Source organism: Kaistella sp. PBT33-4, assembly GCF_029194425.1.
Taxonomy (GTDB): domain Bacteria; phylum Bacteroidota; class Bacteroidia; order Flavobacteriales; family Weeksellaceae; genus Marnyiella.
The window spans coordinates 1-25,293 of the sequence record NZ_JARFYL010000001.1 but is presented as its reverse complement, the minus strand read 5'-3'; the positions used below and the strand labels follow the sequence as shown (position 1 = coordinate 25,293).

Below are 25,293 nucleotides of genomic sequence, written 5' to 3'. Positions count from 1 at the left end.
ATTTTAGCTAAAATTAGCCAAAAGTTTAGGCCTGAGGTTTCAGAAAAATAAGAAAAGGTTTCACTTTTTGGATTTGAGTGAGATATTTTTTCTGGGTAATGAATATCAAAGCATTTCCGAAGACCAGAAAAATTATTACAATGAAGGTAAATAAAAACCTATCCGTTGAATATTCCGGCTGCATGAAGCGGAAAACAGAAAAAACGGTAGGAGAATTATTAAATATCCTGTCAATATTTGGAATTAACACTGCAAAGGAGCTGAAGAATATTGCTGGAGAATGCTGATAATAGGTCAGAACATATTTATTGTATTTTTTAGCCAGATCAAAATCATCACGATGGCGCAAATACTGTATTGGAGGTAGGAACGTAAAAAGCACCATTGCCGCGGTCAATAAATAGCTGAAGAGCTCCGCACTGGTCAACTGCGCCATTAAGAACAAGGAAATCAGCACCATCCCACCGTATATAAACATTTGTTTCAGCACGCCCAAATTAATACTGAGATACATTTTGCGGAGAAATTTACTGTTGTCGTTCAGATTCCAGCTGCCGTCCCAATATAGTTTTAATTCATCTTTCCAGCTGTCTTTCACTTGATCGAATGCTTCCTCAAAGTTCAACCCTCCCTCTTTCTGCAACTCTGATATCTGGGTTGTGAAATGATCGTAAACCTCCACCACGATATCGATCGGCAGTTTTTTATCTAAAAGATAGGTGCGGATTTGGGTGAGTTGCGAGCTGTTCATCAAACATTAAGATGCTTTAAAAATGGTTTTACTTTTTTAATGGTATGGAGAAATTTTCTCTGTGAGTAGTAAGAAACTAAACTTATCACTAAAACAGCATAAGTGATTACAATTCCCAAGATTATACTCTTAAGATTAGTGCCGTCCGCTGTGCCTGCAAACATTTTTGCAATTGTACTGGCTTCTGTAAAGAATTTAAAATAAAAATACAGGCACGAAAGGCTTAACAATGTATACTCCTGAAAAGAAACAAGGACATACTTTTTGTATTTCTTATTTAGAGAAAAATCTTTGAAGTTCTTAAAGTAAACATAAAAAGGAAGCAGCAATATGAGACCTGTAGCTATGACAAAAATATATTTATAAACATGGAAGCTAAATAAAAAAGAAAACAACATCAGAGCCAGCACAATTACAGAAGCGATGTAAAGCGCCTTGCCAAGGAAGGCACGTAAGTTTGCGGTGTTGATTTTCCGCAACAGTTCACTTCTGTCTACCAGGTCCCACTCCCCTTTCCAGGAAGGCTGCAATTCTCCCTGCCAACTTTGCTTTACCTTTTCAAAAGCTTTGTCAAATTCCAACCCTTCCTCTTTCTGCAACTCCGATATCTGGGTAACGAAATGATCGTAAACCTCTACCAGAATATCAATCGGCAGTTTTTTATCTAAAAGATAATTACGAATTGCAGCGAGCTTAGTTTCGTCCATTGAATTATGCTTTTATAAAGTGAAGAAATGGTTTTGTACGCCGCAGATGTCTGATGAATTTGAACATGGACAGCAGTCCGAAAAAATAGGCTAGTAACCCCAAAGGTGCTACCACAAGTGTAGCTAAGTCCAATTTTGTAAAAGAGCCATAAAAAAGATCCTGAATCCTTGCTTGACTTTCAATACTGAAGATGGTATTCTGCATCAGGATGTAACCTGGCGCAACCATTGCAAATGATTTCTGATGAGTATTTAGCCGCAATCCCTTCATCCTCCAGGCAATAGCAATGTCTTTGATATTAAAAAGAAAGTAAACAACCGGCACCAGGACCGCCGCACTCCAAATAGCTGTTTTAAAAACTGAATAGTGATCAGATGATAAACCGTGTGATGCAGCAGATATAACTGTTAAGAACACTGCAGCTGTGAAGATCGCATACACAGCAACATTCCTTTCCTGCTGAGCCCCGATTTCTTTGTTAATTTTTGGAATGAATTTACCGTTTCCAAGTTTGACCAATCTAAGGTCAGCTTTCCATGCATCTTTAGTAAGATCAAATGCTTCATTAAATGAGATGTTTTCCTTTTGCATAAGCGCTGAAATGTGTGTACAAAAATGATCATGGAGTTCCATCGCAACATCTACCGTCAGTTTTTCCGCCAGAAGATATCCCGCAATTTGGATTCGTTGGTCATCTGTCATCATATATTAAAAATGGCATTTAAATTAAAAAGATAGGATTTCATTTCAGCTTCCTGAGCCTGTTGCTGCTTCCTGCCTTTTTCTGTCAGCAGGTAGTATTTGCGGTCGCGCCCGTTTACGTTTTGAATTTCCGAATAAATGATTCCATCATTTTCCAGTTTATGCAAAAGCGGATAAAGCGCTCCTTCAGTCATTTCCAGCTCACCCTTTGTAAGTTCCTTTGCGCGCTGGGTAAGTTGGTAACCGTACATCTTCACCTCTGTAACCAGGAGTTTCAGGATAATGTTCTGAAGTGTACCTTTATAAAGCTGATTTCTCTTCATACCTAATTTAACTATGCATAACAAATATATACATCATTTTCTTATGCATCCAAATTTTCGGCGTTTAATTTTTTACATTTGCATCAGTGAAAAACGAAAAGATTATCCTGGGTATTGATCCCGGTACCACAATTATGGGTTTCGGAATTATCTCCGTAACCAAGGGTAAAATGGAGATGATTTCCATTCATGAACTGATTCTGAAAAAATATCCGAATCACGAAACCAAACTGAAGTATATTTTTGAAAGAACCCTGTCGCTGATAGATGAATTTCATCCGGATGAAGTGGCCCTGGAGGCGCCTTTCTTTGGCAAAAATGTGCAGAGTATGCTGAAGCTGGGCCGTGCACAGGGTGTGGCAATGGCCGCAAGTCTGTACCGCGATATTCCTATCACCGAGTATTCACCCAAGAAAATAAAAATGGCCATTACCGGGAACGGGAATGCCAGCAAAGAGCAGGTTGCAGCAATGCTCCAAAATTTACTGAACCTGAAGGAGTTTCCTACAAAGTATCTGGATGCGTCCGACGGTCTGGCGGTGGCGGTGTGTCACCATTTCAATTCCGGTAATGCCGTATCGGAAAAAAGTTATTCGGGATGGGAAAGTTTCCTGAGGCAGAATCCGGACCGTGCTCGGTAAAAAAATATGGTAACCGTGACTTGCATCGGTTACCACATTCTGAATAATCCAGTGTTAATGTTTTATTTCTAAAAAAATTTTAATGCATCAGCCACTGAATTACTGCGTTATCATTTGTGTTTTTGTTAAAACAAAGATATGTTCTATAACTAAATTTGTTTAGATTGCTGCGGGTAAATACCTACGTCATTTTACGTATTTTACTATTCTTTGCATATCATATTTATACTGGGTAAAACCTAATACCATCTGTAACAATGTTATTAAGCGCATGACTTATCCTGTATGAAGACGCAACAAACTTTACAGCGCCCGGAAAATCATACGATGAATTGGTTTCAGCATTTTCTGCTCCTATGCTCCGGAGGCAATATACATATTTTACGAAAAACGCCCAGTGAATGGAATAAATTTGCCGGCATTGGCGGAATCGTTCTGTTTACTGCGGTATTTGCAACCCTGTCCGCCGGCTATGCCATGTATACCGTTTTTGATGATCTGTGGGTGTCGGTAGCCTTCGGTGTAGTGTGGGGTCTGATGATTTTTAATCTGGACCGCTATATTGTTTCGTCCATAAAAAAGACAGGTTCGTGGGGTAACCAAATCCTTATGGCCGTACCGCGACTTATCCTGGCGGCATTTCTGGGTATCATCATTTCCAAACCTCTGGAACTGAAGATATTTGAAAAAGAAGTTAATAAGCAACTGAATACCATTATCCAGCGAAACAAAGCCAAACTGCAGGCCGAGATGAACACCCGGATTCTGCAGCAAAGCACACCATTTGAACAGGAAAAGAAGCAAATTCAGGAGAAAACAGCCATGTATCAGGCGGCTTATGATTCGGCAGCTGTGGAGCTTGAAAAAGAAATCCTGGGTAAACAGTCCGGACTGACGAGCGGCAAGGTAGGATTCGGCACCAATGCCAAACGGAAAGCTGAACTTAAGGAACAGCGCCGTATGGATCTGGAAAATCATCAGAAAAGCAGTTCGCCGCGCCTACAGTATCTGGACCGGGAGATTTCCAAGGTATATACGAATATTGAAACTGAAAGAGAGAAAACGGAAACCACTGAAGACCGTTTCAATGGGCTTGCGGCCCGTCTTCAGGCGCTGGATGAACTCGGCAAAAATTCCGCAGTGATGGCACTGGCAGCTTCATTCATCATGGGACTCTTTATCTGTCTGGAAATTGCTCCTGTACTGGTTAAACTGATTTCATCAGCAGGGCCTTACGACTACCTGCTGGACAAGACCGAGAACGACTTCAGGATTTATGCGGACGAAAAGATTCAAAAAGGTAACGCTTCAAGCGATTACAGAATCAGCAGTTATAAACGTTCGCTGGGTGACGAGAACGAAACCCTTTAGCAAAAAGAGCCTTCCACTCATTGCGGAAGGCTCTTTTTATCAGTTAGAATTATTTACTCTGACTCGGAAAGAGTTAGTGTACTGCTGTCCATTAAAGTCTTGCGTACCGCGTAGCGCGTGGAGCATAAATTTGAGGTTACGGTATAGTTACCTTTTTCCAGCACCACAAAATTTCTGAATTTCCTGCGTACGGGAACATTATACGTAGTATCTCCTGCAAACCGAACTATAACATTGCATTTGCTGTTATTGTTGATGAGGAGAGAAACATGGTTATCCAGTGGGCTGCCGTTCAGAAGCAGGTCCAGCGATTCGGCAGCCGTATCCAATTTGTTTATGGAATCCTGTATCATAAGCTGTCCAAATTCAAATGCTTCAGACCGTTCAGCAATAGGTGTTTTATCTTCCTGTACTGCACAGGAAGCCACTACGAGTGCCACAGCAGCTATGGAATACAGCTTATTCATCTTACAGCGAATAGTTAGGAGCTTCCTGTGTTATAATCACATCATGCGGATGCGATTCTTTAAGACCGCTGCCGGTAATCATCACCATTTTGCCGTCACGCTGCAGCGTTTCAATATCAGGAGTTCCGCAGTAACCCATACCCGCTCTTATACCACCTGTAAGCTGGAAAACCACCTCTTCCAGTTTCCCCTTATGCGGCACACGGCCTTCAATACCTTCCGGTACGAATTTTTTGGCCTCGGTCTGGAAATACCTTTCCTTGCCGCCACGTCGCATGGCGGAAAGTGAGCCCATTCCCTGATAAGCCTTGAACTTTCTGCCCTGGAAAATAATCTCCTCACCGGGAGCTTCGTCAGTTCCGGCAAGTAACGATCCTAACATTACAGCATTTGCGCCTGAGGCCAGGGCTTTTACAATATCACCGGAAAGTTTCACACCACCGTCGGCAATTACCGCGACATTGCGGCTTTTAGCATATTCAAAGACATTATAAATGGCTGAAAGCTGCGGTACACCAACTCCCGCAACTACTCTTGTAGTACAGATAGAACCCGGACCTACACCTACTTTCAGGATATTGGCACCAGCATCTATGAGGTCTTTGGCAGCCTCGGCAGTTACAATATTACCGCCTACGATATCCAGATCGGGAAATTTGCTTCGGATTTCAGTAATCTTTTCCAAAACACCTTTGGAGTGGCCGTGAGCCGAATCCACAGCGATAATATCAACACCGGCTTTTACCAAAGCCGTTACACGGTCTATCGTATCTTCACCAACGCCAACACCGGCTCCCACAATCAGTCGGCCATCCGCGCCCTTATTGGCGTTAGGATATTCCATTTGGTTATCAATATCCTTGATTGTAATAAGTCCTACAAGTTTGAATTTATCGTCAACAATCGGCAGTTTTTCCACTCTGTTCTTCAGAAGGATCTCTTTGGCCTGCTCCAGGTTGGTTTGTTTGTCGCTGGTGATTAGTTTATCCTTAGTCATCAGCTCCTCAACCTTAACCTCCAGGTTTTCCTGATACTTCACATCGCGGTTCGTAATGATGCCAATTAGCGTGTTTTCAGCGTCCACTACAGGAAGCCCTGAAATCTTGAAATTTGCCATCATTTCCTTGGCTTCAGCTAGTGTATGATCTTTAGAAAGCGTCACAGGATCCGAAATCATTCCGTTTTCCGAACGTTTCACCCGGTATACCTGAGCGGCCTGTTCCTCTATCGGCATGTTTTTATGGATGAAACCTATTCCACCGACTCTTGCAAGTGCAATGGCCATTTCGCCTTCGGTAACTGTATCCATAGCTGCGGACACAATAGGAACATTAAGGGTTATTTTATCGGAAAGACGTGATTTTAAAGATACCTGATTAGGCAGTACTTCGGAGTAAGAAGGGATAAGAAGAACGTCATCGAAAGTGATGGCTGTCTCCACGATTTTGTTGTGTATAGACATCTTTACTTTCTTTGCAAAATTAAGGTTTTTTTACTTAAAATGAAAGTGTTCTGATAATTAACTCCTTTGCAGTTGAATTTCTGTTATGCTTCAACCCCTCTGAATAAAAACCAAAGGATACCGACACTTAGTAATTATGATGAAGATAGCTGAAAATAGCTTCATCCGCGCCGGTGAGTTCCACCTTACGTCTGGCCATTACTTTTCCGGCAACCTCAACTGCTTTATCCAGTCTGAATTTTTCATCACCAGTCATCCCGCCCCAACTGAAGGAGGGTATATGATTGGGTGGGAAGCCTGCTTTGAAGATATTGGCAGCTACACCAACTACCGTTCCTGTATTGAACTGGGTATTGATGGCGGCTTTGGAATGATCGCCCATTATAAGTCCGCAGAACTGCAGACCCGTATCTTCCATGGATTCACTGCTATAGGACCATAGTTTAACGGTGGAATAATTATTTTTCAGATTAGAAGAATTGGTATCGGCGCCCAGATTGCACCATTCACCGATAACGGAATTCCCTATAAAACCATCGTGTCCTTTATTGGAAAACCCGAAAATGACCACATTATTTACTTCTCCACCTACCTTGGAATGGGGTCCAACGGTAGTATCGCCATAAATTTTGGCACCAAGGTTAAACTTGGATCCTTCACAAAGGGCAATCGGACCTCTAAGGTTACATCCCTCCATCACTTCAGCATCTTTACCTATATAGATCTTTCCGCTGCGGCAATTGATGGTGGAGAACTCAATAGAGGCTCCTTCTTCAATGAATAAATCTTCCTCCTTTCCAAGAAACCCATTTGTTGATGAAAGCGGTTGGGAGGTACGGCCATTGGTCAACAGATTAAAATCGAAATCAATTGCCTCGGAATTATAGGAAAATAAATCTGTTGGTTTCCGGAAGAAAACCAGCTCCTCCGTAATATCCGTCATCTTTTCAATCTGCGAAAGCGAAAAGTCTTTAATATTTACCCTTGCAGCAAGCAGTTCATCTTCATACACCAGCGCCTCACCTTTTTGGAGGCTGCGTATTTGGTGCAGGACGTCTTTGGTAGGCAGAAAATTAGGCACCAGAAAAAGACTTTCCTCCGGTTCGGGCGCCTGAAATTTGGGCTGCAGGAACTCCTCAGTAAAATAAGATAGCGTATTGCTTCCCAGCAACTTTTGCCATCTTTCGGCAAATGTTAATATACCGCAGCGCATTTCGGCTACAGGTCTTGTAAAAGTTAGCGGCAGGAAATTCTGCCAGTATTGGGCATCAGAAAAAACAAGTTGCATGGGGTGGAATTTATGAATGAGAAGGGCTTCAAATTTAATAAAAAAAGTCCTCCAAAAAATTTGGAAGACTCTTAATATGGTTAAGATCCGTAAATTACTTTGCGAATTTCTTATACTTGTTCATGAACTTGTCTACACGTCCTGCTGTATCAACCAGTTTGGTTTTACCGGTGTAGAAAGGGTGTGAAGTTGAAGAGATTTCCATTTTGATCAGTGGATAAGTCTCACCTTCATACTCAATAACGTCTTTAGTCTCAGCAGTAGACTTACTTAGAAACATCTCGTCGTTACTCATATCTTTGAAAACAACAAGTCTATAATTTTCAGGGTGGATACCGTTTTTCATAACTTATTAAATTTAAATTAATTACAAAAAATTAGCGTTGAAATAAGTAATGGATCTTTCTCTGCTGAATTTTAGAGTGCAAAAATACTAATAATTTTCAAACCTGCAACATAGAGATCTCATTTTTTGCAATTTAATGTTCCGCTTTTTTCGTTAAATTTGAAATCTATTAGTGAGGATATGAAATTAAAAATAATTGCAGCAGTGTTCTTCTGGGCAGCGCTGCTTATGGTGTCCTGCAACAGGGACGAAATTAGTTTTGAGGCTCCTTCTCAGGAACTTCGCTTTTCAGCAGATACTGTGTTTTGTGATACCGTATACCATCAGGTCCGTTCCGAATCTTACGCTGTGAAGGTATACAATACCGAGGACAGGGATATTATGATCCCAAATATTGAACTGGGCCGCGGTGCCTCTTCACTATACAGGATAAATGTGGATGGTAAGTCCGGATATTCTTTTAATAATGTACCACTCCGGAAAAAGGACAGTCTCTATATTTTTGTAGAAATCGCTCCTACGGCATCATCGCCCGAGGCCATTGCAGAAGACCGAATCTTTTTTACCACCCCTGCCGGCAAGCAGCATGTGACACTCTTCTCTGTAGTTCAGGACGCTGAATTTTTTGTTGAGACACCCGGCAATCCCAATATCCTTTCCGGAAACATTACATGGAATGACAGCCGGGCTAAAATTATTTACGGTGATCTAACTGTTGCCCCGGGCAGCACACTGAATATTGAGCAGGGCACTAAAGTTTATTTCTTTAGGAACAGTGGTATGAAGGTGGCAGGCGGAGCTACCGTAAATATCAACGGGAATCTGGATGATGAGGTAATTATCCGCGGCGACAGGAACGATCCAAAATACGACACTATTCCCAAAAACTGGAACTCAATGCGGTTTGAACCAGGATCCACAGTAAATATGAATTACGCCAGAGTTTTTGGCGGAATACGAGGTCTGGATTTACGTGAAGCTGCTGCGACTATAAAAAACTCCATTATACACACCTTTGATGAATATGGCATTTATGCTGTAAACTCAACTGTAAATGCTGAAAATTTGGTGATGAATAACTGCCAGAATGCCGATTTTGGTATTTTTAAGGGCGGAAATTACAATATCATCCATTCCACGCTAGCTAATTATTGGCAACTTACCGGCACGGGAAGCGGTTTAGCGATGTATGCGGCCAACGAATGGATAAACAGCAGCGGCCAGACAGAAACCGCGCCGCTCAGCCTCATTATCGGGAACTCCATTCTCTACACCAAAAGCGCCAATGCTCTTCAGCTTAAACCTATAAGTGGCCAAACATTCAATTACCAGATCCGGAACACTCTGCTGAAATACGATGCAGGTGCCGGCTTTAATTTTGATACCAGTCCGGGAATCATTAACTCCTTTAAGAATACAGATCCGGCATTCATGAACTACTATACTGAGAAAATGAATTTAAGGGTTGTAGCAGACTCTTACGCCAAAGGGAAAGGTTCCGCAGGTATTGCCGCAACCGTGCCCCTGGATATCGTGAAAATCTCCCGTACATCGAACCCTACACTGGGCGCATACCAGTAATTCTTCAGCACAAAATCTATGGAACAAGAAATAACAGCCCTTCAAAGGAAGGTGGACGCCTGGATCAGTACTGTGGGTGTCCGCTATTTCAACGAACTGACCAATATGGCCATGCTTACCGAAGAGGTTGGCGAAGTGGCACGGATCATTGCCAGAAGATACGGCGAACAGAGTGAGAAAGAGTCCGATAAAGGAAAAGATCTGGGCGAAGAGTTGGCGGACGTGTTATTTGTTACTTTGTGCCTGGCCAATCAAACAGGTACTGATTTACAGGCTGCTTTCGACAAAAAGATGAAGCTGAAAACCGAGCGGGACGCCACCCGTCATCATAACAATGAAAAATTAAAACCTTAAATGCACAAATTTCTAACAGCTTTCCTTATAGCTCTATTCGGTTTTTCATGGGCGCAGGTTACTGTTCCCTACAGGATAGGCGACAGGTTCGGCATCGCGGACGAAAACGGGAAATTGCTTATGCCGGCAACTTTTGATGTGATTGACGTACATGCTCCCGGGGAATTTACCGCTACAAAAAGAAGTGCGAACGGTTTTAAAACCACTTACATTACTGATAACAAGATCAGGCTAAGTGATACAGATTACAATTACTTCAATTTGGATTCTTCATTCATAACTGCGGTAAATTTGAAAAACACAAGGGATTTCGGTGCAGATGATTCCCGAAACAGCGTCACAGATGTGTATACCTTAAGCGGTAAAAAAGTCTTCGAGCAGTCTTTCCGTTTTGTTAATTTTATTGAAGATGAGAAAAAGCCCGCATTGAAGGATGAAATTTTAATCCTAACCAATGATCTGAACGGTAAATACAGTTTGCTTTTGCTTAGTAAGAAAACCATGAAGGTGACCAGGACCTTTTTCGAGAATGCTGTTGATGTGGATACGGATTACGACAGGTTCCCTGTAAGCTTCAACGTAAAATATGTTTTGGCGAGAGAAACAACCTTGAATCAGCTCACTATAACCTTTGAAAACGGCAGGATAAAAACACATAATTCGGAGCCTGTTTCGCCCTCTTCAGGCTTTGGGAGATCAGTATCCGAAAGCTACAGTTCCTATTCACCACCGCCCCCACCGCACGCTTATGCTCAGGAAGGAATAAAATCTCCGCAAAATAAACCGGAACAAAAAAATGACAATATTGCGCTGGAGATCAAAATGGTTGAACTGAATAAGCGATATACCGAACCTTTTACCGACCAGACGATGACCCTCGTTAATCATAAACTTACGAAAGAATATGCAAATCTGGTGAAAGTTGACGGTAAATGGGGCTATTTCGGCAACCAAACAAAAAACTGGATTCTAGCGCCGTCTTATGATGAAATTATCCTGGACGAAGGAAAATGCGTTTTCTGCAGCACTTATGTTGTGCGCGTGGACGGGGTTTACCGAATCATTGAAACAGAGAATAACAAACAAAAAACCTACCCCGGCAAATTTGTAAAGTTCCCTCATTTTGCAAAGAAAGATTTTGGAAGAGAAGGATTCCAGCTGATTCAGCTTTTTGATGAGGACGGTAAATTCTTCGCATATGCCAATCAGGACGGTAAAGTATATTACAGCAGATGATTCTCAAAAAATCTACACTTTTAAGTAACAAGACCATTGAAATCAGCGGTTCGAAAAGCATATCGAACCGTTTACTGATTCTGCATGCGCAGTTCAGTAATATAAAAATTAAAAATCTTTCAGATTCTCAGGACACGCGCCTTCTTCAGGCTGCGCTGCAAAACAGTTCAGATACGGTAGATGTCCATCACGCAGGCACGGCTATGCGCTTCCTCACCTCCTACTTTGCCATTCAGGAAGGCAGGACAACGGTACTTACGGGTTCGGAAAGGATGAAAGAGCGTCCCATTAAACCTTTGGTGGATGCTTTAAAGCAATTGGGCGCACAGATCGACTTTCTGGAAAATGAAGGCTACCCTCCCTTAAAGATCACGGGCCGCAAACTAAGTGGGGGCGAAGTAAGGGTTCAGGCAAATGTGTCCAGCCAGTTTATCACTTCACTTATGCTGATTGCTGCAAAACTTGAAAACGGCCTAACCATTATTCTGGAAGGGAAAATAACCTCCATACCTTATCTTGAGATGACACTTAAAATCCTTCGGACGATCGGAATCACAAACAGTTGGGAGGAGAACAGGATAACGGTGAAGCCCACTATTCAGACCGAAAAAAATTCTCAGATCGTGCCATTTATCATAGAAAGTGACTGGAGTTCCGCTTCCTATTTTTATTCGCTGGCAGCTCTTGGCAGAAGCAGTATCAACTTAAAATGCTTTAAGCCCTATTCACTTCAGGGAGATTCGGTGGTAAGAGAACTTTACTGGGAGTATTTTGGTGTAAATACAATTTCGGAAGGTGCGGAAGCTAAAATTTCGCTCCTGCCTGATAATAACTTTAAATATCCGGAGCGGATAGAACTTAATATGAATGCATGTCCCGATATTGCCCAAACTCTTTGTGTAACCGCTTCAGGCTTGAAAATCCCATTCCACATTACCGGGCTGGAAACTTTAAAAATAAAAGAAACAGACCGGCTTTCGGCACTACAAAATGAACTGTTCAAAATCGGGTGCCTTACCGAAACCACAGACTCGGCGATCTGGAGCACTAACTTTATAGAGCCTTCAACAAATATCACCATTGATACGTACAGTGATCACCGCATGGCCATGAGTTTCGCGCCCATCTGTCTCCTGCAGGACCTAAATATTAAAAATGAAGAGGTTGTTGAAAAATCCTATCCTAACTTTTGGTCAGATTTGGCGCTATGCCTGACCCCACAACATGAAGATTCAGATGAAAAATAATAAAACAATAATCATTACCGGCACCTCGGGCGGAATAGGCTTTACACTTGCCGAATATTTTGGCAAAAAAGGCCATAAAGTTTACGGACTGAGCCGGAAGACCGCAGAATCACCCTATTTCACCACGATTCCTACAGACATCACGGATAATACCCAGGTTCAGGCAGCCATAAGAAAAATTTCAGATGAAAGTGAACACGTTGACCTTCTGGTTAACAATGCCGGAATGGGAATGGTGGGAGCCGTGGAGGATTCCACAAAAGACGATATCTGGAAACTGTTTAACCTTAATCTCGTGGGTGCCGTTCAGTTAATGTCGGCGGTATTGCCTGCCATGCGCGCTCAGAAAAGCGGACAGATCATTAACATTTCCAGTATTGCCAGTGAAATGGGCCTGCCCTTCCGTGGGTTTTATTCAGCCTCGAAATCTGCACTCGACAAAGTTACAGAAGCCATCAGATATGAAGTTTCTCCCTGGGAGATCCAGGTGTGCTCACTTCACCTGGGCGATATCAGGACAAAAATTGCAGAAAACCGTGTAAAAACTACTGTTTCTGAACCCTACAGGACTACGTTTGCCAAAGTTCATGACCTTATGAATTCTCATGTTGACGACGGCACTGAACCGCTGGATGTAGCTGTATACATAGAGAAACTGATCTCCAGGAGAAACTGGAAAGCACACTATTATTTTGGAAAGTTCGGCCAGAAGGTGGGTGTGCCTTTGAAATGGATTTTACCCCAAAACTTTTACGAAAGGCTGATGAAAAAGTATAATAAGCTGGACTAAGAGTTTACCATATTGATTCTGCACAATGAAACCTGAAAATATCCGTTTTTCCTAAGCTGCCACCGTGTGCCGACTGCTACAAATATCATTTTTACTCTTATGTGTGTTCATCAATGCGCAGCAAAAGGAATTCTGGCTCATTGATGTAAACACCAGTGAAAGGAAAATAGTAAAAGATTCACTTTCGGCCACAAAATTCCTGGACTCACTCGCCGCAAATAATCACTTTTTTACTGAAGTGAAGAGCGTAAAGGACGAAGCAGTACTTACCAAAATTTACTACGATAAAGGCCCAAATTATAACAGCGCAAATATAAAACTATCGGACAGCGTAGCTGCGGACCTTAAGATATCCGGGTCTTTCTACACCAAGAATCTGGATTCAGTACGGAAGAGCATCAACCAAAAATATGTGGATTTAGGTTACTCATTCAGCCGTGTAAAAACAAAATACCTGGGCATGAATAACGGAATTCCGCAGGTGGAGCTGTCCGTAAACCGAAGCCGGCAGAGAAAAATAGACGGTTTCGTAATGAAGGGATACGATAAAGTACCAAAACGCTTTGTGAAAAATCTCGAAAAAGAATTCAGATCACGAAGATACGATGAAAATAATCTGCTCGCCATCAACCGAAGTCTTCAAAACCACCCTTTCGTAGCTCTCGAAAGACCACCACAAACACTGTTTACCCAGGATTCTACCAACATCTATCTCTTCCTGCAAAAGAAAAAAGTAAATTCCTTTGATGGTATGCTGGGCTTTGGCAATGACAGGGACGAGAAATTCACCTTCAACGGCACACTGAACCTAAACTTCAGGAATGTCTTCAATGGTTTTGAAAGCATCTCACTTTATTGGCAGCGCAACCCCGACAACGGTCAAACCTTCGACCTGAAAACCGATATTCCCTATCTTTTCCAGTCTAATATAGGCGCCAGCGTCAACATTAATATCTTCCGGCAGGATTCCACCTTTGCCAATGTAAAAGTTTTGCCGGCTGTGTATTACAACCTCTCCGGCCGGCAAAGATTGGGGATTCGCGGCACATTTGAAACTTCTACGGTGCTGGATTCCTTATATACGCAGGGCACTGACTATACCCGGAAAGGCGCGGGACTCTGGTACGACTATACAGCGCCTACCGAAATTGAACTGTTCCTGCACAAAACTCGTGTCCGTGCCGAAGCTGATGCACTTTTCACCAACTATTCGGCAACGGACCTGGATGCAGTACAAATGCGTTATTTTCTGGCAGCCGAGCATAACCTTCACCTGCGCGGCAACAATTACCTCAATTTAAAAGGGGAGTCTGCGATGCTGAGTTCAAAGAATGAATTCACCACCAATGAACTCCTGCGTTTCGGTGGCTGGAACTCCCTGAGAGGGTTTAATGAGGAGGCGCTGTATGCAGATTTTTACTATTATGGCGCTGCCGAATACCGCTATCTGGTAAATAATCAGGCATTTTTTGACGTGTTTCTGCAGTATGGGCAACTTTACAACAGGATGGCTGACCTTAAGCCCCAGCTTTACAGTTTTGGGGTAGGATTTAATTTTTTTCTGCCCATAGGACTTATGAGTTTCCAGATCTCGAACGGGAATGAATTCGGCAACGAAATTAAGTTTGGGGACACCAAGATTCACTGGGGGATCCTCACAAGGTTCTAATAAGGAGCATTCCGCACTGTGCTTCGGTGCGGAACATTCAGCCCGCTGTCCGCTACTACCGGCGCCCGCCTGCGGCGGGCGCCGGTAACCGCTTCCATCGGGGCTATAACTTTGGCTATACCTTCTTTCCCGCACTCCTGTTCAATTCATGCACTTTAAGTTTGCCTTAAACAGACCTTTCAGACGCGGGTAAGTGCTCTACTGGGGATTCCACCTGAAACAAATCCCTTATAACAGGTATATTCGTTAGTATTTTTCACTTTTTACATACAACCTGAATAAAATCTTCCTAATTTCGTAAGGCATTGCATTTCACAGATGCAATCTCAGGGCTACGATGGTTACAGGCGCCAACCTGTGTGTTAGGAATTTGGCCTTAAAGGTTTCTTTCACAAAAAAACGAAAAACTACCAACCACAAAACTCAGTAAAATGCCCGATCTCTCTAAATCAGCAATATATTTATTGCAGGATTTGGATTTGGAATCCATACAGCAAATCCGGCCACAGCAACTTGAATCACTCATAACCGCGCTTCAGAAATCTCATATCCGCGAAAAATCCGCTGCACCATTGCGCGCTCCGCAGTTGGTTTTGGAAAAAAGGAAAAACCGCGAGATCCTGAAACTGAAGAATATTGGGCAAACTGCCATTCCACCGGCTGTACGTGCTGAGTATGAGGTGGAAGCCCATCATTCAATAGCTGCCCTGTCTGCACTGAAGGACAGCCTGGACCTGAGTTCGCATTTTATGGTGGCAGATAAGGTAATGGGTCCTTTCGAAACGCTGGACGGACTAGAAATATTCATTAATATTTACAGGTATATAGATGACTTTAAAATCTTTTTCCCGGGAGAAACTCAGGCGGCAATGGTCCTACCTGTCCGTTTACCCCGTCTGGTCTTGGCCGGCACACGGTTCAGTACGCTTACTCTGATTAAAGGAAGCGTCTGGATAAGAGCAGACCTGCTGGATCCCGCAGCACCAAAGGAAAAATATATTGGTCTGCGCATCTCTTCCGGCACCGTGAAATTGGGTGGCAACTTCCCTCCCGGCAACAACTCTATCGTAATACCAAAAACTTCGCAGATGGAATGCGAATTCAGTCTGGACAATTCCTACCAGCCTGAAGCAGTTGAATCCCTTGGAACCGATGGCCGGAACTCCGTTTTCACTCCTACGGCAATACTCAAACTGAAATCATTAAATTCACGCTTCCGGATTACAAGTAGTGAAAAGTTCACCGGAAAGACACTTGGTCAGGAAATCAGTCTCAGTTCATTTTCGTCCACCTTTGCCTGGGATGCCGTTAAAAGCCATGCTGTTCTCCATCTTACTTCCGCAGAAAATCATTTAACAGTACGCCAATCCGAATCCAAACTGTACCATCTGGAAGGAAGATGCCCGGCCGGCAATTTCCGGTGGCTCCTGCCCAGCGCAACCCTGGTGCAAAACCAAAGTATAGAAGTGAAGTTCAACGGTGTACTTGGAGCAACGCTCGGACCGGGACTCAGGTGCATCTGGGACGGCATCAGGAATTCCGCTGCGATGGTGAAAGCGAACAGTTGCGAACTGCTGTTCATGAGCGGACTTGTACATCTCAGTTCTGATTCAGCAGTTTTCGGTTCGGTGCAGGACCATCTGAAACTTTGGCAGCATTCCGCAGAAAATGCTGAAAAAATGGAGCTTAAGGTAGGTTTCTTGGACTACAGATCTCTTCAAATCACTTCTCAAAGTGGCCAGATGGACATGATAAGTGCCTTTGCTGATGCGGATTTTTACATAAATAAACCTCTGCTGGCCGATAACAGGCCCGTGCATCCAAAGACAAAAAAAAGCATATACGCCAGGGTACATGGGAAAAATGGGAAAATATTAATGATCCTGGACAGCGACATGCTGACCGAAGATCAGGTGCCGGGAGCCAATACTCCATTGCCCAGGTATCAGTTCGCACTCCAGAATGCATACTTTACAACAACAGAGGAACTGGGGTTATTCCTGAATGCGAAATATAAAGACGAAAACAATGTTTACGAAGGAAATTTACTACTGCAGTACGGAATCTATCATGTTTTGCCTACACTTCCACATCCTTATACGGCCAACCGTTACGTACATCAAAAGACCCGCAACAATGTAGTATCCGGTGTCTTTCAAGCCATCATAAAATGGAGTCAGGAAAGCGGGCTGAAAGAGGCTGAGGTCACCTTTAAAATGAACCGGCAGTTCAGTGAGCAAAGTTTTACAGTAAACACTCAGAATATTGTAAACAGTAACAGATACAAGCATCAGGAGTTGCGTATGAACAATAATTTCATGCTGTTTGATGTGAGTACCGAATCCGACCATTGGGGTGTGGCGCTTACAATGGAAAACCGTGACATCATGCGCAAACTGTATTCACATGATGTTAATATAACGGATGAGAATGTGGTCACCATTAATAAAAATTATCTGCAGACACCAATGGGTTTTATGCACGGACTCACACTTCCCCACATTAGCTGGGAACCTGTAGCCAATATCACTCCGCCGGACCACGGGATGGATCCCCCTGAAGGAATTCTGAATCAGAAGAACAACAGTGTACCTACAGTATTTAGCCAACTGTATAATAAGCCGGTAAAAATACACCCCAGGAATTATTTGGAAAGTTTCCGGGAAACATTGAAGTCGCCTACCGGTGAATCCACAAATCTGCAGTCCAAAATTCTTTTCAGCTTACCTAACGGCAAACTGTCAGTGGTATCACTGCATCCCTACAATCAGGAGAAAATGTGGCAGCAAGGGCACCTGGATTTCATTATGCCCAAATTTGAACATCAAAACCAAAGCCTCTCCGGCGGCCTCCAGTTTAGAATTGCAGCCTTCAAAGATCCAAATCCTGACCAGCCACCCCGCATGAGAGGAAAAACGGAGCAGTTATACAACCTTACTGATTTCACTAACGTAAGCATTTTAGGCCAGTCTGTAACCACCATTTTTAACGGTGCTTTTAACCCGCAGAATCAGGAGGTGAATGTCGGCGTTCCCATTACCCATATCGATTTTTCCGGTTATGGTGCAAGCACCTTCAGTGACTGGCAGAACCCTACGGCTAAGTTTGCTGCCATTGCGCAGGCCAAATTCAATGTCCTGAAAGGCAGGACTGCCTATGAACTGGTGCAGGCCGTAAGTGTTATTTATCCCTGGGGGATCTGTACGACCCGAACAGTAACCTTTCTAAGGAACAATAACGCCGTAATCTTCCGTGAAGACAGCGGCTGGGTGGCTAAGGGCCAAGGTCTCTTCGACTTCAGTTTTCACTGGCCCACCAATAATGGCACTGTGTTCTATCCTAACATTTATGATATATACCCCGGTCTGGTACAGGGGCTTTTTAACGTCACCAACATTAAAGAAGACTATAATGACGTCATTAAATTCAGTTATGATCTGCAGAACGGAGATTTCTCAGTAAATAACAGTGCACTTCAAACCAATGCAGCAGGAACAAAAGAGGCAGAATTTGTAGCCGTTTATTTTGATGCTGATGTGAAACTGGATCCTTTGGATAATCAGGTTACAGGGAAGAGGTTCAAAGGTTATCTGCAGCTCCAACCTCAGGGTGTGCCGGTGCCTGCTAGAGTTCTGAGGCAGATACTGGATAAAAGTCAAAACCCCGTCAGCGGCGAAATCGATGCTGTTCTACCTGTAGAAAGAACACTTCAAAAGTTTAAAAGCAATTCAGTAGAGGTAAATCCTTCCTATCAGAATGACGATAACGGGGCAATCACCTTTGTAGCATCTGTAAAGGGATCGGTAATTTTACCGCCGGACGGTAGCTGGAGTGTCGTAGAGGTTGATAAAAACACGGGAGTTGTTCAGAATCTGAAAACAGGAAGTACCGTAGGTTTAGTGAAGGATGGACTAAGACCCAAAAACCACGGCAACCCGTTCCAGCTGAATACCACCAAAACACTTGTCGCATTTCCTGATGGTTTGAAGAATTCGGTGAGCAGCTTCAGCAGAACCTACGGATTTCTGCAGAATACAGAAACTCAAAAACTGTTACTGAACTCCGTACAGTACTTAAAAGGGCAGAGTGAAAAATACACTGCTGACCCTGCGCTTCTGGCCGACAGCTTCAGGTTGCTCAGTTCCAAAGGTCCTTTCCCCAATCTGAGTGAAGCAATAAAAGTGGATAATGCCGCGCAAACGGTAATCGACCTGTTGCCCGACGGCCCGGTAACTGGTGGAGTGAAGAAAATATTCCATTATGAAGTGCCCTCAAACTTCAATTATAATATCGTCGGAAAAGAAGGTGATGCTTTCAGGATTTACATCAAATATAATGCGGTTGATAAAAATGGCAATCCGTCGCATAAATCGGTAATCAAATATGTGACAGATTCCGTATCTGAGGACCGCTGGAGCAATCAGATGCATCATCTTACCATAGGTGTGGATCTGGTCTTTAAACCCATCATGTACATCTCCGGAGATTTCGGAAACGGTAAGAAGATAAGCGCCGGATTCAATACGGGAAGCAGCCCTCAGTTAAAACTCTGTAAAGAACTGCAGACCATTTATGATATTCTGGAATTTCTGAACAATCTGGATCCCACGCAGCCTTCCGAGGCGGTAAAAAAAGCGCTGAAAATCGTGATGAGCAATTCGGCCGACAGTTGGGAGTATAAATTCAAAGCTGATAAGGAAATACCTCTAGTCAAATTTCCTTTTGACCCCGTGAATTATAATTCACCAACCACGCCACTCAAACTGGATGCCTTCTTCAGACTTGGGGTATACTTTAATCAGCCTATCAAGATTCCAAATACGATAAATCAGCTGAAACCTTCTGTGGGCGCCTATCTGGAGTTGGGTGCGGATTTGCGAGTGATGTGTGTGAGTGTAGCCGCAGCCACAATCTATGCGGTAGGCCGTGCGGAAGTAGGTCTGGCTGCCGACCTTAACACACCGCCTACACTCTATTTTAAATTTGGTTTCGGAGTGGAACTGGCTGTCGGATTACCTGTTATTGGCTCCGTAGCGGTTCTCTTTATGGTGGGTGTGGATATTAAGATAAACAGCATGGACGTTATCGTAGGCGCATTCATCTACTTCAGAGGCCGGGTGGAAATTCTGGGTGGTATCGTTACCATAACAATTTCTATAGAAGCAGCCGGACAGATCCACAAAAAGGTGGATTCCAGCCAACCTACCAACTGTATTGCCAAATGCACATTTGCACTTGATATTTCGATTGCATTTGTCATCAACATCAACTTTACGGAAACCTGGGAGGAAACCCGACAGATCAGTTAACCAAACACGATTAAACCATGGAACCCTTATACAGCTTACTTACTTTTCCGCAGAAATATGAATCCGGCAGACTTTACTTTAATATTATGGTTTTACCGCGCAATATAAATCTGCTGGAGAGCGTCAACGGAATTCCGGCTTTTGCCGACACAAATTTTGAACTTGAAACAAAAATGATTAAGGGACTGGAGGGTCTACCTCTCTTTTCCGCCGCTGCTTTTTCGGAAATCCCGGAGATCAATTCTCCCCCAACCCATAAGCGAAACACAATTACTGCGGTGATGCAGCAGCTGGAGCTGAATGACGGACTCAAGGTAACCTCTGATAAAAATCTCAATAAAGATTCCGGTGCATCCCAGCAAATACAGCAGTATGCAGCTAAGAATGTGGCAATCAGGAAATACTTACCCGAAACTTACCGGAAGGCATTCAACTTTACCAGCCCCAGAACACGGTTTGCGGTTACAGATGATGAATATGAGTGTATTATAAAGAATAAGGAAAAGAAAAATACAGATCCGGTTACCAACAGAAATTATATCTCCTGGGGAAAACTGATGGCCTTCATCCTGCGCAATCCTCTGCTCGCTGAAAAAGCAGGATTTATAATCAAAGCCAGTATAGAAGTGGACCTGTCGGTGCTTGATAAAGGCGGCTGGCTCTTCCACCGGTTTGCACCTGCGAGTTCATTTGGCAGTGTACAAACCGCGGTTTACGCAGCCAGGATCCCGGCTCTTAAGGGAGACCGCAGACTGTTTTCACCGGTTCTTTTTCCGGTTAAGGAGGTGGCTGTGAATACCGCCACGTACGATGAAGTGATGCAGGAATCGTTGATTTATAATGATGGTTTTGCTAGGATTGTGCATGCGAACCAGCCCGTGAATCAGGATTTGCTCCAGGAAAAAGACGTGAGTAACCCTCCGGTCATGGATGTGGGTCTGCGACTGGGCTGGGACGATGAGCAACTGATTATCTGGGGCAACCGCCAACTCAGGCAAAAAGATGAGATAACAGAGCAGAAAATTGACGCTCCGTTAGGTGTACTCGGTTATAAGGTGGATGTGAGGAAGTTAGGTGACACCAAATGGTCATCGCAAAATAGGATTGTAGTGCGGCAGGATATGCTGATTAACGGAGAAACGCTGGTTCCGGCGGGTCAGTCCTTAGAACTGCCTACTGAAGTTTATCCTACCTCACATGGAAATACAATGGAAGAGGGTTTCTGGCTGCCGATGTATTTTGCCTCATGGAACGGTAAGTGTATGGTGGTTCCGGACAAAGATGCTGAGGAAATTTATCATTTAGCAAAAACGAGGGTGCCGGTACAGAAAGCGGGCAGCAGTAATGCCATCAACCTGAAACCAAAACCGACATTCCATCCCTACCAACAGGATGAAGATCACAAAGTTGATCTTATTTACGGAAATGATTACCAGTTCCGTATCCGTCTGATGGATATTTCGGGCGGTGGTCCCCGGGTGGAAGATGAACAGATGAACGGTGGTCAGAAACCCGTTGCAGATGTACATTTCAGAAGAAATGTGCAAGCAGGTAAACTCATAATCGCTAATGTTGATGCTTTTCACAAGTTACAGTCTGTTGCCACTGTAAAAGACACCAGCATACTGGAAAATTTACTGGATGCTTCAAACAAATTGCGGATCAAGCGCCCGCTGCTCAGCTATCCCGCGGTTGCATTTACAGGTAAATATAGCGACGCGGTAACTTTGCTTAAACAAAAAATTGAAAACATTCCACCTCCACAAAATTCTGACAGCCGTGTCCAGCATACCGTAGGACTACCGGACCCCGATATAAAAACATTTAAAATCCTGGTAGAGATAAAATCCCTGGAAATGGATAATGTGCAGTCAATTAACGGTAAGGAATCATTCTTCGCCTGGAAAGAAAAGATATTTGAAATCCCTTTTGATCAAGAGACAGAGAATTATGATCTTGAAGCAGAAATCAACATCATCTATCAGGACATAAAAATCCTGAACCCGTTGGATGATGAAGGTCCGAATGATTTAATTCTCCCGACATCCAGGGAAGTCAGGCTGACACTTACGCCGATAGTAGACGGAGCTGACCTTGAAGGCGACTATGCCGCACCCTTTGTAAAAGAAGGCAGCAGCACGATGCTGACCTCTTTCAAAATTGCCGAAGATGAAAGCGATCTGCTTTCGCCCATAGATGGTGGCCTGCGGGCATTCTATCTTCAACCGGACCCGCAGCCTGAACTTGCTGCAATATCCAAATCTAAACTGGACCTTGTAAAAATTACATCAAACAAAACCTCTCCTGAACTGCAGCGACTGGCTGATGCCCTTAATCTAACAGTCCGCAACCTTACCATTCATGGCGAAAAAGGGAAACGCGTACAGTTTGGTGCAAGTAATGAGTTGCGGCATTCGCTTTCTCCTGACTCAGGCTCAGTAACGTTGTCCAGTTCAAAAGAACTGTTCAACCGCTGGCTGGTCACTTTGGATTTCAGTTTGCTGCGGGATTGGTCGTGGAAGGGCTTACATGAAGACAGTTTTACGGTGTTCAGAAAAATAAACCGTCCCGGCGAAACTGAGGAAGAGGTGGGCAGCATAAGTGTGAAAGATGTTGCCAGTATGACGATGCTGGATGAAGCCGACCGGCAGGCAAGCAGAATTATCTTTCTGGACTGTATCGATCCTGATAAATACCTCAAAAATTTTCCACGGGAGATTTCGGCTCAATACAGATTAGTGCCCAACTATAAAAAAGGTTACGAAGCTACCCGTAAGGATGAACCTGAAATACTGCAGATTGATTTGCCAATAACTACCATTCCGCACCAGATCCCAAAGATGGTTTCAATCGGTATAGCCATGAGCAATTATGCTTATGACAAAGAATTCTACCGCTCTTCGGATGAAAGGCAGAAGTATATCTGGTTTGAATTTGATGAAGCACCTAAGGACCCGAAAGATACTTACTTCGCCAGAGTTCTTGCTTACTCGCCAGATCCTTACCTGTGCCGTGTGGATAATGATCTGATTACAGAAATCAGCGAGGACCTGCCAATACGCCTTAACCCCGAAGAAATACGCGAAATAATCCCAGGGATGAGCAATGACTTTGCAGGTATTGGTGTCTTACAGGAAATGATTCCCGCATCCACAGATAATCCGCGTACCTATTTGCTACCGCTTCCGCTCGGTATGCATGGAAACAGTGATGAATTATTTGGCTTTTTTACTTATGAAATACGGCTTGGACATAAAAAGGAGTTATGGAGTACTTCACAGGGCCGCTACGGGCGTAGGCTAAAAGTGAATGGCGTACAGCATCCGGCTCCTGAACTGGTGTGCAACGCCTACCGGGCAGAAACAGCGAATCCACTTGCAAAAAAAGAAATTGAGATTACGGCACATTTCGCAAACGCGGTGCTCAACGGGGAGGATATAACAGCTTTTCCACCTAACACTTCATTGTGGTATCTCCTGTATACACAGGTTATGCAGGCCGATGGCGAATCTTTCAGGAACATTCTGATTGATTCCGGACCATTATTATTTGATCCCGGGAAATCTCATAATGGAGCTATGTTAAGGCCACAAGGAAATAAAAAAGGTACTGCACGCCTCACTGTAAATGAGATTGGAAACAAACTTGAAGAACTGGGTCTTCCAAGGAACAATAATCTGAGCGTACTTGCTGTGGAAATGTTTCCGCTGAACAATAAATGGCAGTATGACACCCGAAATAAAAGGAATGACCATGAAATCTCCTACGACGATTATATAAAAAACCGCAACATAGCGAATCCGCTTACTGATATGCTGGGACAGTACAGGATTTACCGAAGTTCCAGGCTCGTACCGATAACTGAAGTGTGCTGTGAGGATTGTTAGTGGTGATTGGTGACTGGTGGTTGGTTTCTGCGGCCAGCAGTCAGCCATCAGCTGTAGGCTGTAAGCTGTAAGCAGGAAGCTGTAAGCAGCCTAACCTCTCATATCTCACTTCTAACTGGCCGTTGGTGATTGGTGACTGGTGATTGGTTTCTGCGTCTTCCGGTCAGCATTTAGCGGGCAGATAGCTGCTGTAAGCGGTAAGCAGTAGGCTATAAGCAGTAAGCTATAAGCAGTAAGCTGTAGGCTGAAAGCAGCCTAACCTCTCATATCTCACTTCTAACTGCCCGTTGGTGAGTGGTGACTGGTGACTGGTGATTGGTTTCTGCGGTCAGCCATCAGCGGTCAGCAGTCAGCCATCAGCTGTAGGCTGTAAGCTGTAAGCTGTTAGCTGTAAGCAGCGTAACCTCTCATATCTCACTTCTAACTGGCCGTTGGTGACTGGTGACTGGTGATTGGTTTCTGCGTCTTCCGGTCAGCATTTAGCGGGCAGATAGCTGCTGTAGGCGGTAAGCAGTAAGCTATAAGCAGTAAGCTATAGGCAGTAAGCTGTAAGCTGTAAGCAGATTAACCAGGCATATCTAACTTCTAAACTCTCATATCTAACTTCTAACTTCTAACTTCTAACCTCTAACCTCTAACCTCTAATATCTCATATCTGAAGTCTTTGCTCTTTGTTCTTTGTTCTTTATTCCACCAAACAAAAAAATCCCCAACCACGTGTGTGATTGAGGATTGTGTCCCGCCGAGGCGGATGAAAAAAAACTGGCGGCGACCTACTCTCCCGCTTTCGCAGTACCATCGGCGCTAGAGGGCTTAACTTCTGTGTTCGGAATGGGAACAGGTGAGCCCCTCTGCTAAAACCACCCTAAAGGTTGTTTTGTACAAAAGGTTGTACAGTATATGTTATTTAAATAGATTGGAGATGGATAGATTTGAGACACGAGACATTAGTCTCTTATCTCTTGTCTTTAAATCTTCTGTCTGATTTAAAAAATCGATAAAAACGTTCACAAAGAGATAACCGTACATGCACCTGCTGGGTGCGCCTATATCAGGCTATAAATCTACGGGTAATTAGTACTACTCGGCTATGCCATTACTGACTTTACACCTGTAGCCTATCAACGTGGTCATCTCCCACGACCCTTAAAAGATGTCTCA

General features: G+C 43.6%; 18 protein-coding genes and 2 rRNA genes. 10 read left to right on the top strand and 10 right to left on the bottom strand.

From position 1 onward, the window contains the following. Positions 1–25 precede the first annotated feature (25 nt). The 4 genes from P0M11_RS00100 to P0M11_RS00085 are packed head-to-tail and all read right to left on the bottom strand — an operon-like array spanning position 26 to position 2,484. Positions 26–751 (bottom strand): hypothetical protein, encoded by a 726-nt coding sequence (locus tag P0M11_RS00100; protein ID WP_275623915.1) that lies wholly within the window; start codon positions 749–751, stop codon positions 26–28. Beyond that, a complete protein-coding gene (locus P0M11_RS00095) occupies positions 751–1,458 on the bottom strand; it encodes a hypothetical protein (protein WP_275623914.1) in 708 nt (235 codons plus the stop codon). The genes P0M11_RS00100 and P0M11_RS00095 overlap by 1 nt, the downstream gene beginning before the upstream one ends. A 4-nt stretch (positions 1,459–1,462) precedes the next feature. Further along, the gene (locus tag P0M11_RS00090) at positions 1,463–2,164 is read right to left on the bottom strand and encodes a hypothetical protein (RefSeq protein WP_275623913.1); all 702 of its coding nucleotides are present in this window, start codon (positions 2,162–2,164) and stop codon (positions 1,463–1,465) included. Next, the gene (locus P0M11_RS00085; protein WP_275623912.1) at positions 2,161–2,484 is read right to left on the bottom strand and encodes a PadR family transcriptional regulator; all 324 of its coding nucleotides are present in this window, start codon (positions 2,482–2,484) and stop codon (positions 2,161–2,163) included. Before P0M11_RS00085 ends, P0M11_RS00090 begins: the two co-directional genes overlap by 4 nt. Before the next feature lie 86 nt (positions 2,485–2,570). Between P0M11_RS00085 and ruvC the strand changes: the two genes are divergently transcribed. Both ruvC and P0M11_RS00075 read left to right on the top strand, forming a co-directional pair. Beyond that, entirely contained in the window at positions 2,571–3,125 is a 555-nt protein-coding gene (ruvC, locus tag P0M11_RS00080; protein ID WP_275623911.1) for a crossover junction endodeoxyribonuclease RuvC, read from the top strand. A gap of 285 nt (positions 3,126–3,410) precedes the next feature. Next, positions 3,411–4,496 (top strand): DUF4407 domain-containing protein, encoded by a 1,086-nt coding sequence (locus P0M11_RS00075; protein ID WP_158065024.1) that lies wholly within the window; start codon positions 3,411–3,413, stop codon positions 4,494–4,496. A gap of 53 nt (positions 4,497–4,549) precedes the next feature. Here the strand turns inward: P0M11_RS00075 and P0M11_RS00070 are convergent, their stop codons facing one another. The 4 genes from P0M11_RS00070 to P0M11_RS00055 all read right to left on the bottom strand — a co-directional run bounded on the left by P0M11_RS00070 (position 4,550) and on the right by P0M11_RS00055 (position 8,059). After that, positions 4,550–4,963: a DUF6759 domain-containing protein gene (locus P0M11_RS00070; protein ID WP_275623910.1), complete on the bottom strand. Its 414-nt coding sequence runs from the start codon at positions 4,961–4,963 to the stop codon at positions 4,550–4,552. Between the two features lies 1 nt (position 4,964). Beyond that, positions 4,965–6,425 carry an IMP dehydrogenase gene (gene guaB, locus P0M11_RS00065; RefSeq protein ID WP_275623909.1) on the bottom strand — a complete coding sequence of 487 codons (1,461 nt, stop codon included), beginning with the start codon at positions 6,423–6,425 and terminating at the stop codon, positions 4,965–4,967. Positions 6,426–6,552: 127 nt separating this feature from the next. Further along, a complete protein-coding gene (locus P0M11_RS00060; protein ID WP_275623908.1) occupies positions 6,553–7,713 on the bottom strand; it encodes a GlmU family protein in 1,161 nt (386 codons plus the stop codon). A 94-nt stretch (positions 7,714–7,807) separates the two neighbouring features. Further along, positions 7,808–8,059 carry a type B 50S ribosomal protein L31 gene (locus tag P0M11_RS00055; protein WP_158065028.1) on the bottom strand — a complete coding sequence of 84 codons (252 nt, stop codon included), beginning with the start codon at positions 8,057–8,059 and terminating at the stop codon, positions 7,808–7,810. Positions 8,060–8,239: 180 nt separating this feature from the next. On the opposite strand from P0M11_RS00055, the gene P0M11_RS00050 reads away from it, so the two are divergent. From P0M11_RS00050 to P0M11_RS00015, 8 genes are all read left to right on the top strand, one after another. Further along, positions 8,240–9,640, top strand: coding sequence for a hypothetical protein (locus P0M11_RS00050; protein ID WP_275623907.1), 1,401 nt, complete (start codon positions 8,240–8,242; stop codon positions 9,638–9,640). 18 nt (positions 9,641–9,658) lie between these two features. Further along, entirely contained in the window at positions 9,659–9,994 is a 336-nt protein-coding gene (locus P0M11_RS00045) for a nucleotide pyrophosphohydrolase (protein WP_275623906.1), read from the top strand. Next, complete coding sequence (locus P0M11_RS00040) at positions 9,995–11,230, top strand: hypothetical protein (RefSeq protein WP_275623905.1); 1,236 nt, start codon at positions 9,995–9,997, stop codon at positions 11,228–11,230. It abuts the gene before it with no gap. After that, complete coding sequence (locus tag P0M11_RS00035) at positions 11,227–12,477, top strand: 3-phosphoshikimate 1-carboxyvinyltransferase (protein WP_275623904.1); 1,251 nt, start codon at positions 11,227–11,229, stop codon at positions 12,475–12,477. Before P0M11_RS00040 ends, P0M11_RS00035 begins: the two co-directional genes overlap by 4 nt. Beyond that, on the top strand, positions 12,467–13,267 hold the full coding sequence (locus tag P0M11_RS00030) for an SDR family NAD(P)-dependent oxidoreductase (protein ID WP_275623903.1): 801 nt from the start codon (positions 12,467–12,469) through the stop codon (positions 13,265–13,267). The genes P0M11_RS00035 and P0M11_RS00030 overlap by 11 nt, the downstream gene beginning before the upstream one ends. A 103-nt stretch (positions 13,268–13,370) precedes the next feature. Beyond that, positions 13,371–14,936, top strand: a complete 1,566-nt coding sequence (locus P0M11_RS00025) for a hypothetical protein (RefSeq protein ID WP_275623902.1) — start codon at positions 13,371–13,373, stop codon at positions 14,934–14,936. 431 nt (positions 14,937–15,367) lie between these two features. Then, entirely contained in the window at positions 15,368–20,245 is a 4,878-nt protein-coding gene (locus P0M11_RS00020; protein ID WP_275623901.1) for a hypothetical protein, read from the top strand. 17 nt (positions 20,246–20,262) lie between these two features. Next, a complete protein-coding gene (locus P0M11_RS00015) occupies positions 20,263–24,132 on the top strand; it encodes a hypothetical protein (RefSeq protein ID WP_275623900.1) in 3,870 nt (1,289 codons plus the stop codon). A 760-nt stretch (positions 24,133–24,892) separates the two neighbouring features. Here P0M11_RS00015 and rrf read toward each other — a convergent pair. Then, positions 24,893–25,000, bottom strand: a 5S ribosomal RNA gene (gene rrf / locus P0M11_RS00010). Between the two features lie 185 nt (positions 25,001–25,185). After that, positions 25,186–25,293, bottom strand: a 23S ribosomal RNA gene (locus P0M11_RS00005); the annotation flags it as partial.

Bases quoted from the DNA above. Each gene is read 5' to 3' on its own strand.
- P0M11_RS00100 (WP_275623915.1), bottom strand. From the start codon at position 751: ATGAACAGCTCGCAACTCACCCAAATCCGCACCTATCTTTTAGATAAA.
- P0M11_RS00095 (WP_275623914.1), bottom strand. From the start codon at position 1,458: ATGGACGAAACTAAGCTCGCTGCAATTCGTAATTATCTTTTAGATAAA.
- P0M11_RS00090 (WP_275623913.1), bottom strand. From the start codon at position 2,164: ATGATGACAGATGACCAACGAATCCAAATTGCGGGATATCTTCTGGCG.
- P0M11_RS00085 (WP_275623912.1), bottom strand. From the start codon at position 2,484: ATGAAGAGAAATCAGCTTTATAAAGGTACACTTCAGAACATTATCCTG.
- P0M11_RS00075 (WP_158065024.1), top strand. From the start codon at position 3,411: ATGAAGACGCAACAAACTTTACAGCGCCCGGAAAATCATACGATGAAT.
- P0M11_RS00070 (WP_275623910.1), bottom strand. From the start codon at position 4,963: ATGAATAAGCTGTATTCCATAGCTGCTGTGGCACTCGTAGTGGCTTCC.
- guaB (WP_275623909.1), bottom strand. From the start codon at position 6,425: ATGTCTATACACAACAAAATCGTGGAGACAGCCATCACTTTCGATGAC.
- P0M11_RS00060 (WP_275623908.1), bottom strand. From the start codon at position 7,713: ATGCAACTTGTTTTTTCTGATGCCCAATACTGGCAGAATTTCCTGCCG.
- P0M11_RS00055 (WP_158065028.1), bottom strand. From the start codon at position 8,059: ATGAAAAACGGTATCCACCCTGAAAATTATAGACTTGTTGTTTTCAAA.
- P0M11_RS00050 (WP_275623907.1), top strand. From the start codon at position 8,240: ATGAAATTAAAAATAATTGCAGCAGTGTTCTTCTGGGCAGCGCTGCTT.
- P0M11_RS00045 (WP_275623906.1), top strand. From the start codon at position 9,659: ATGGAACAAGAAATAACAGCCCTTCAAAGGAAGGTGGACGCCTGGATC.
- P0M11_RS00040 (WP_275623905.1), top strand. From the start codon at position 9,995: ATGCACAAATTTCTAACAGCTTTCCTTATAGCTCTATTCGGTTTTTCA.
- P0M11_RS00035 (WP_275623904.1), top strand. From the start codon at position 11,227: ATGATTCTCAAAAAATCTACACTTTTAAGTAACAAGACCATTGAAATC.
- P0M11_RS00030 (WP_275623903.1), top strand. From the start codon at position 12,467: ATGAAAAATAATAAAACAATAATCATTACCGGCACCTCGGGCGGAATA.
- P0M11_RS00020 (WP_275623901.1), top strand. From the start codon at position 15,368: ATGCCCGATCTCTCTAAATCAGCAATATATTTATTGCAGGATTTGGAT.
- P0M11_RS00015 (WP_275623900.1), top strand. From the start codon at position 20,263: ATGGAACCCTTATACAGCTTACTTACTTTTCCGCAGAAATATGAATCC.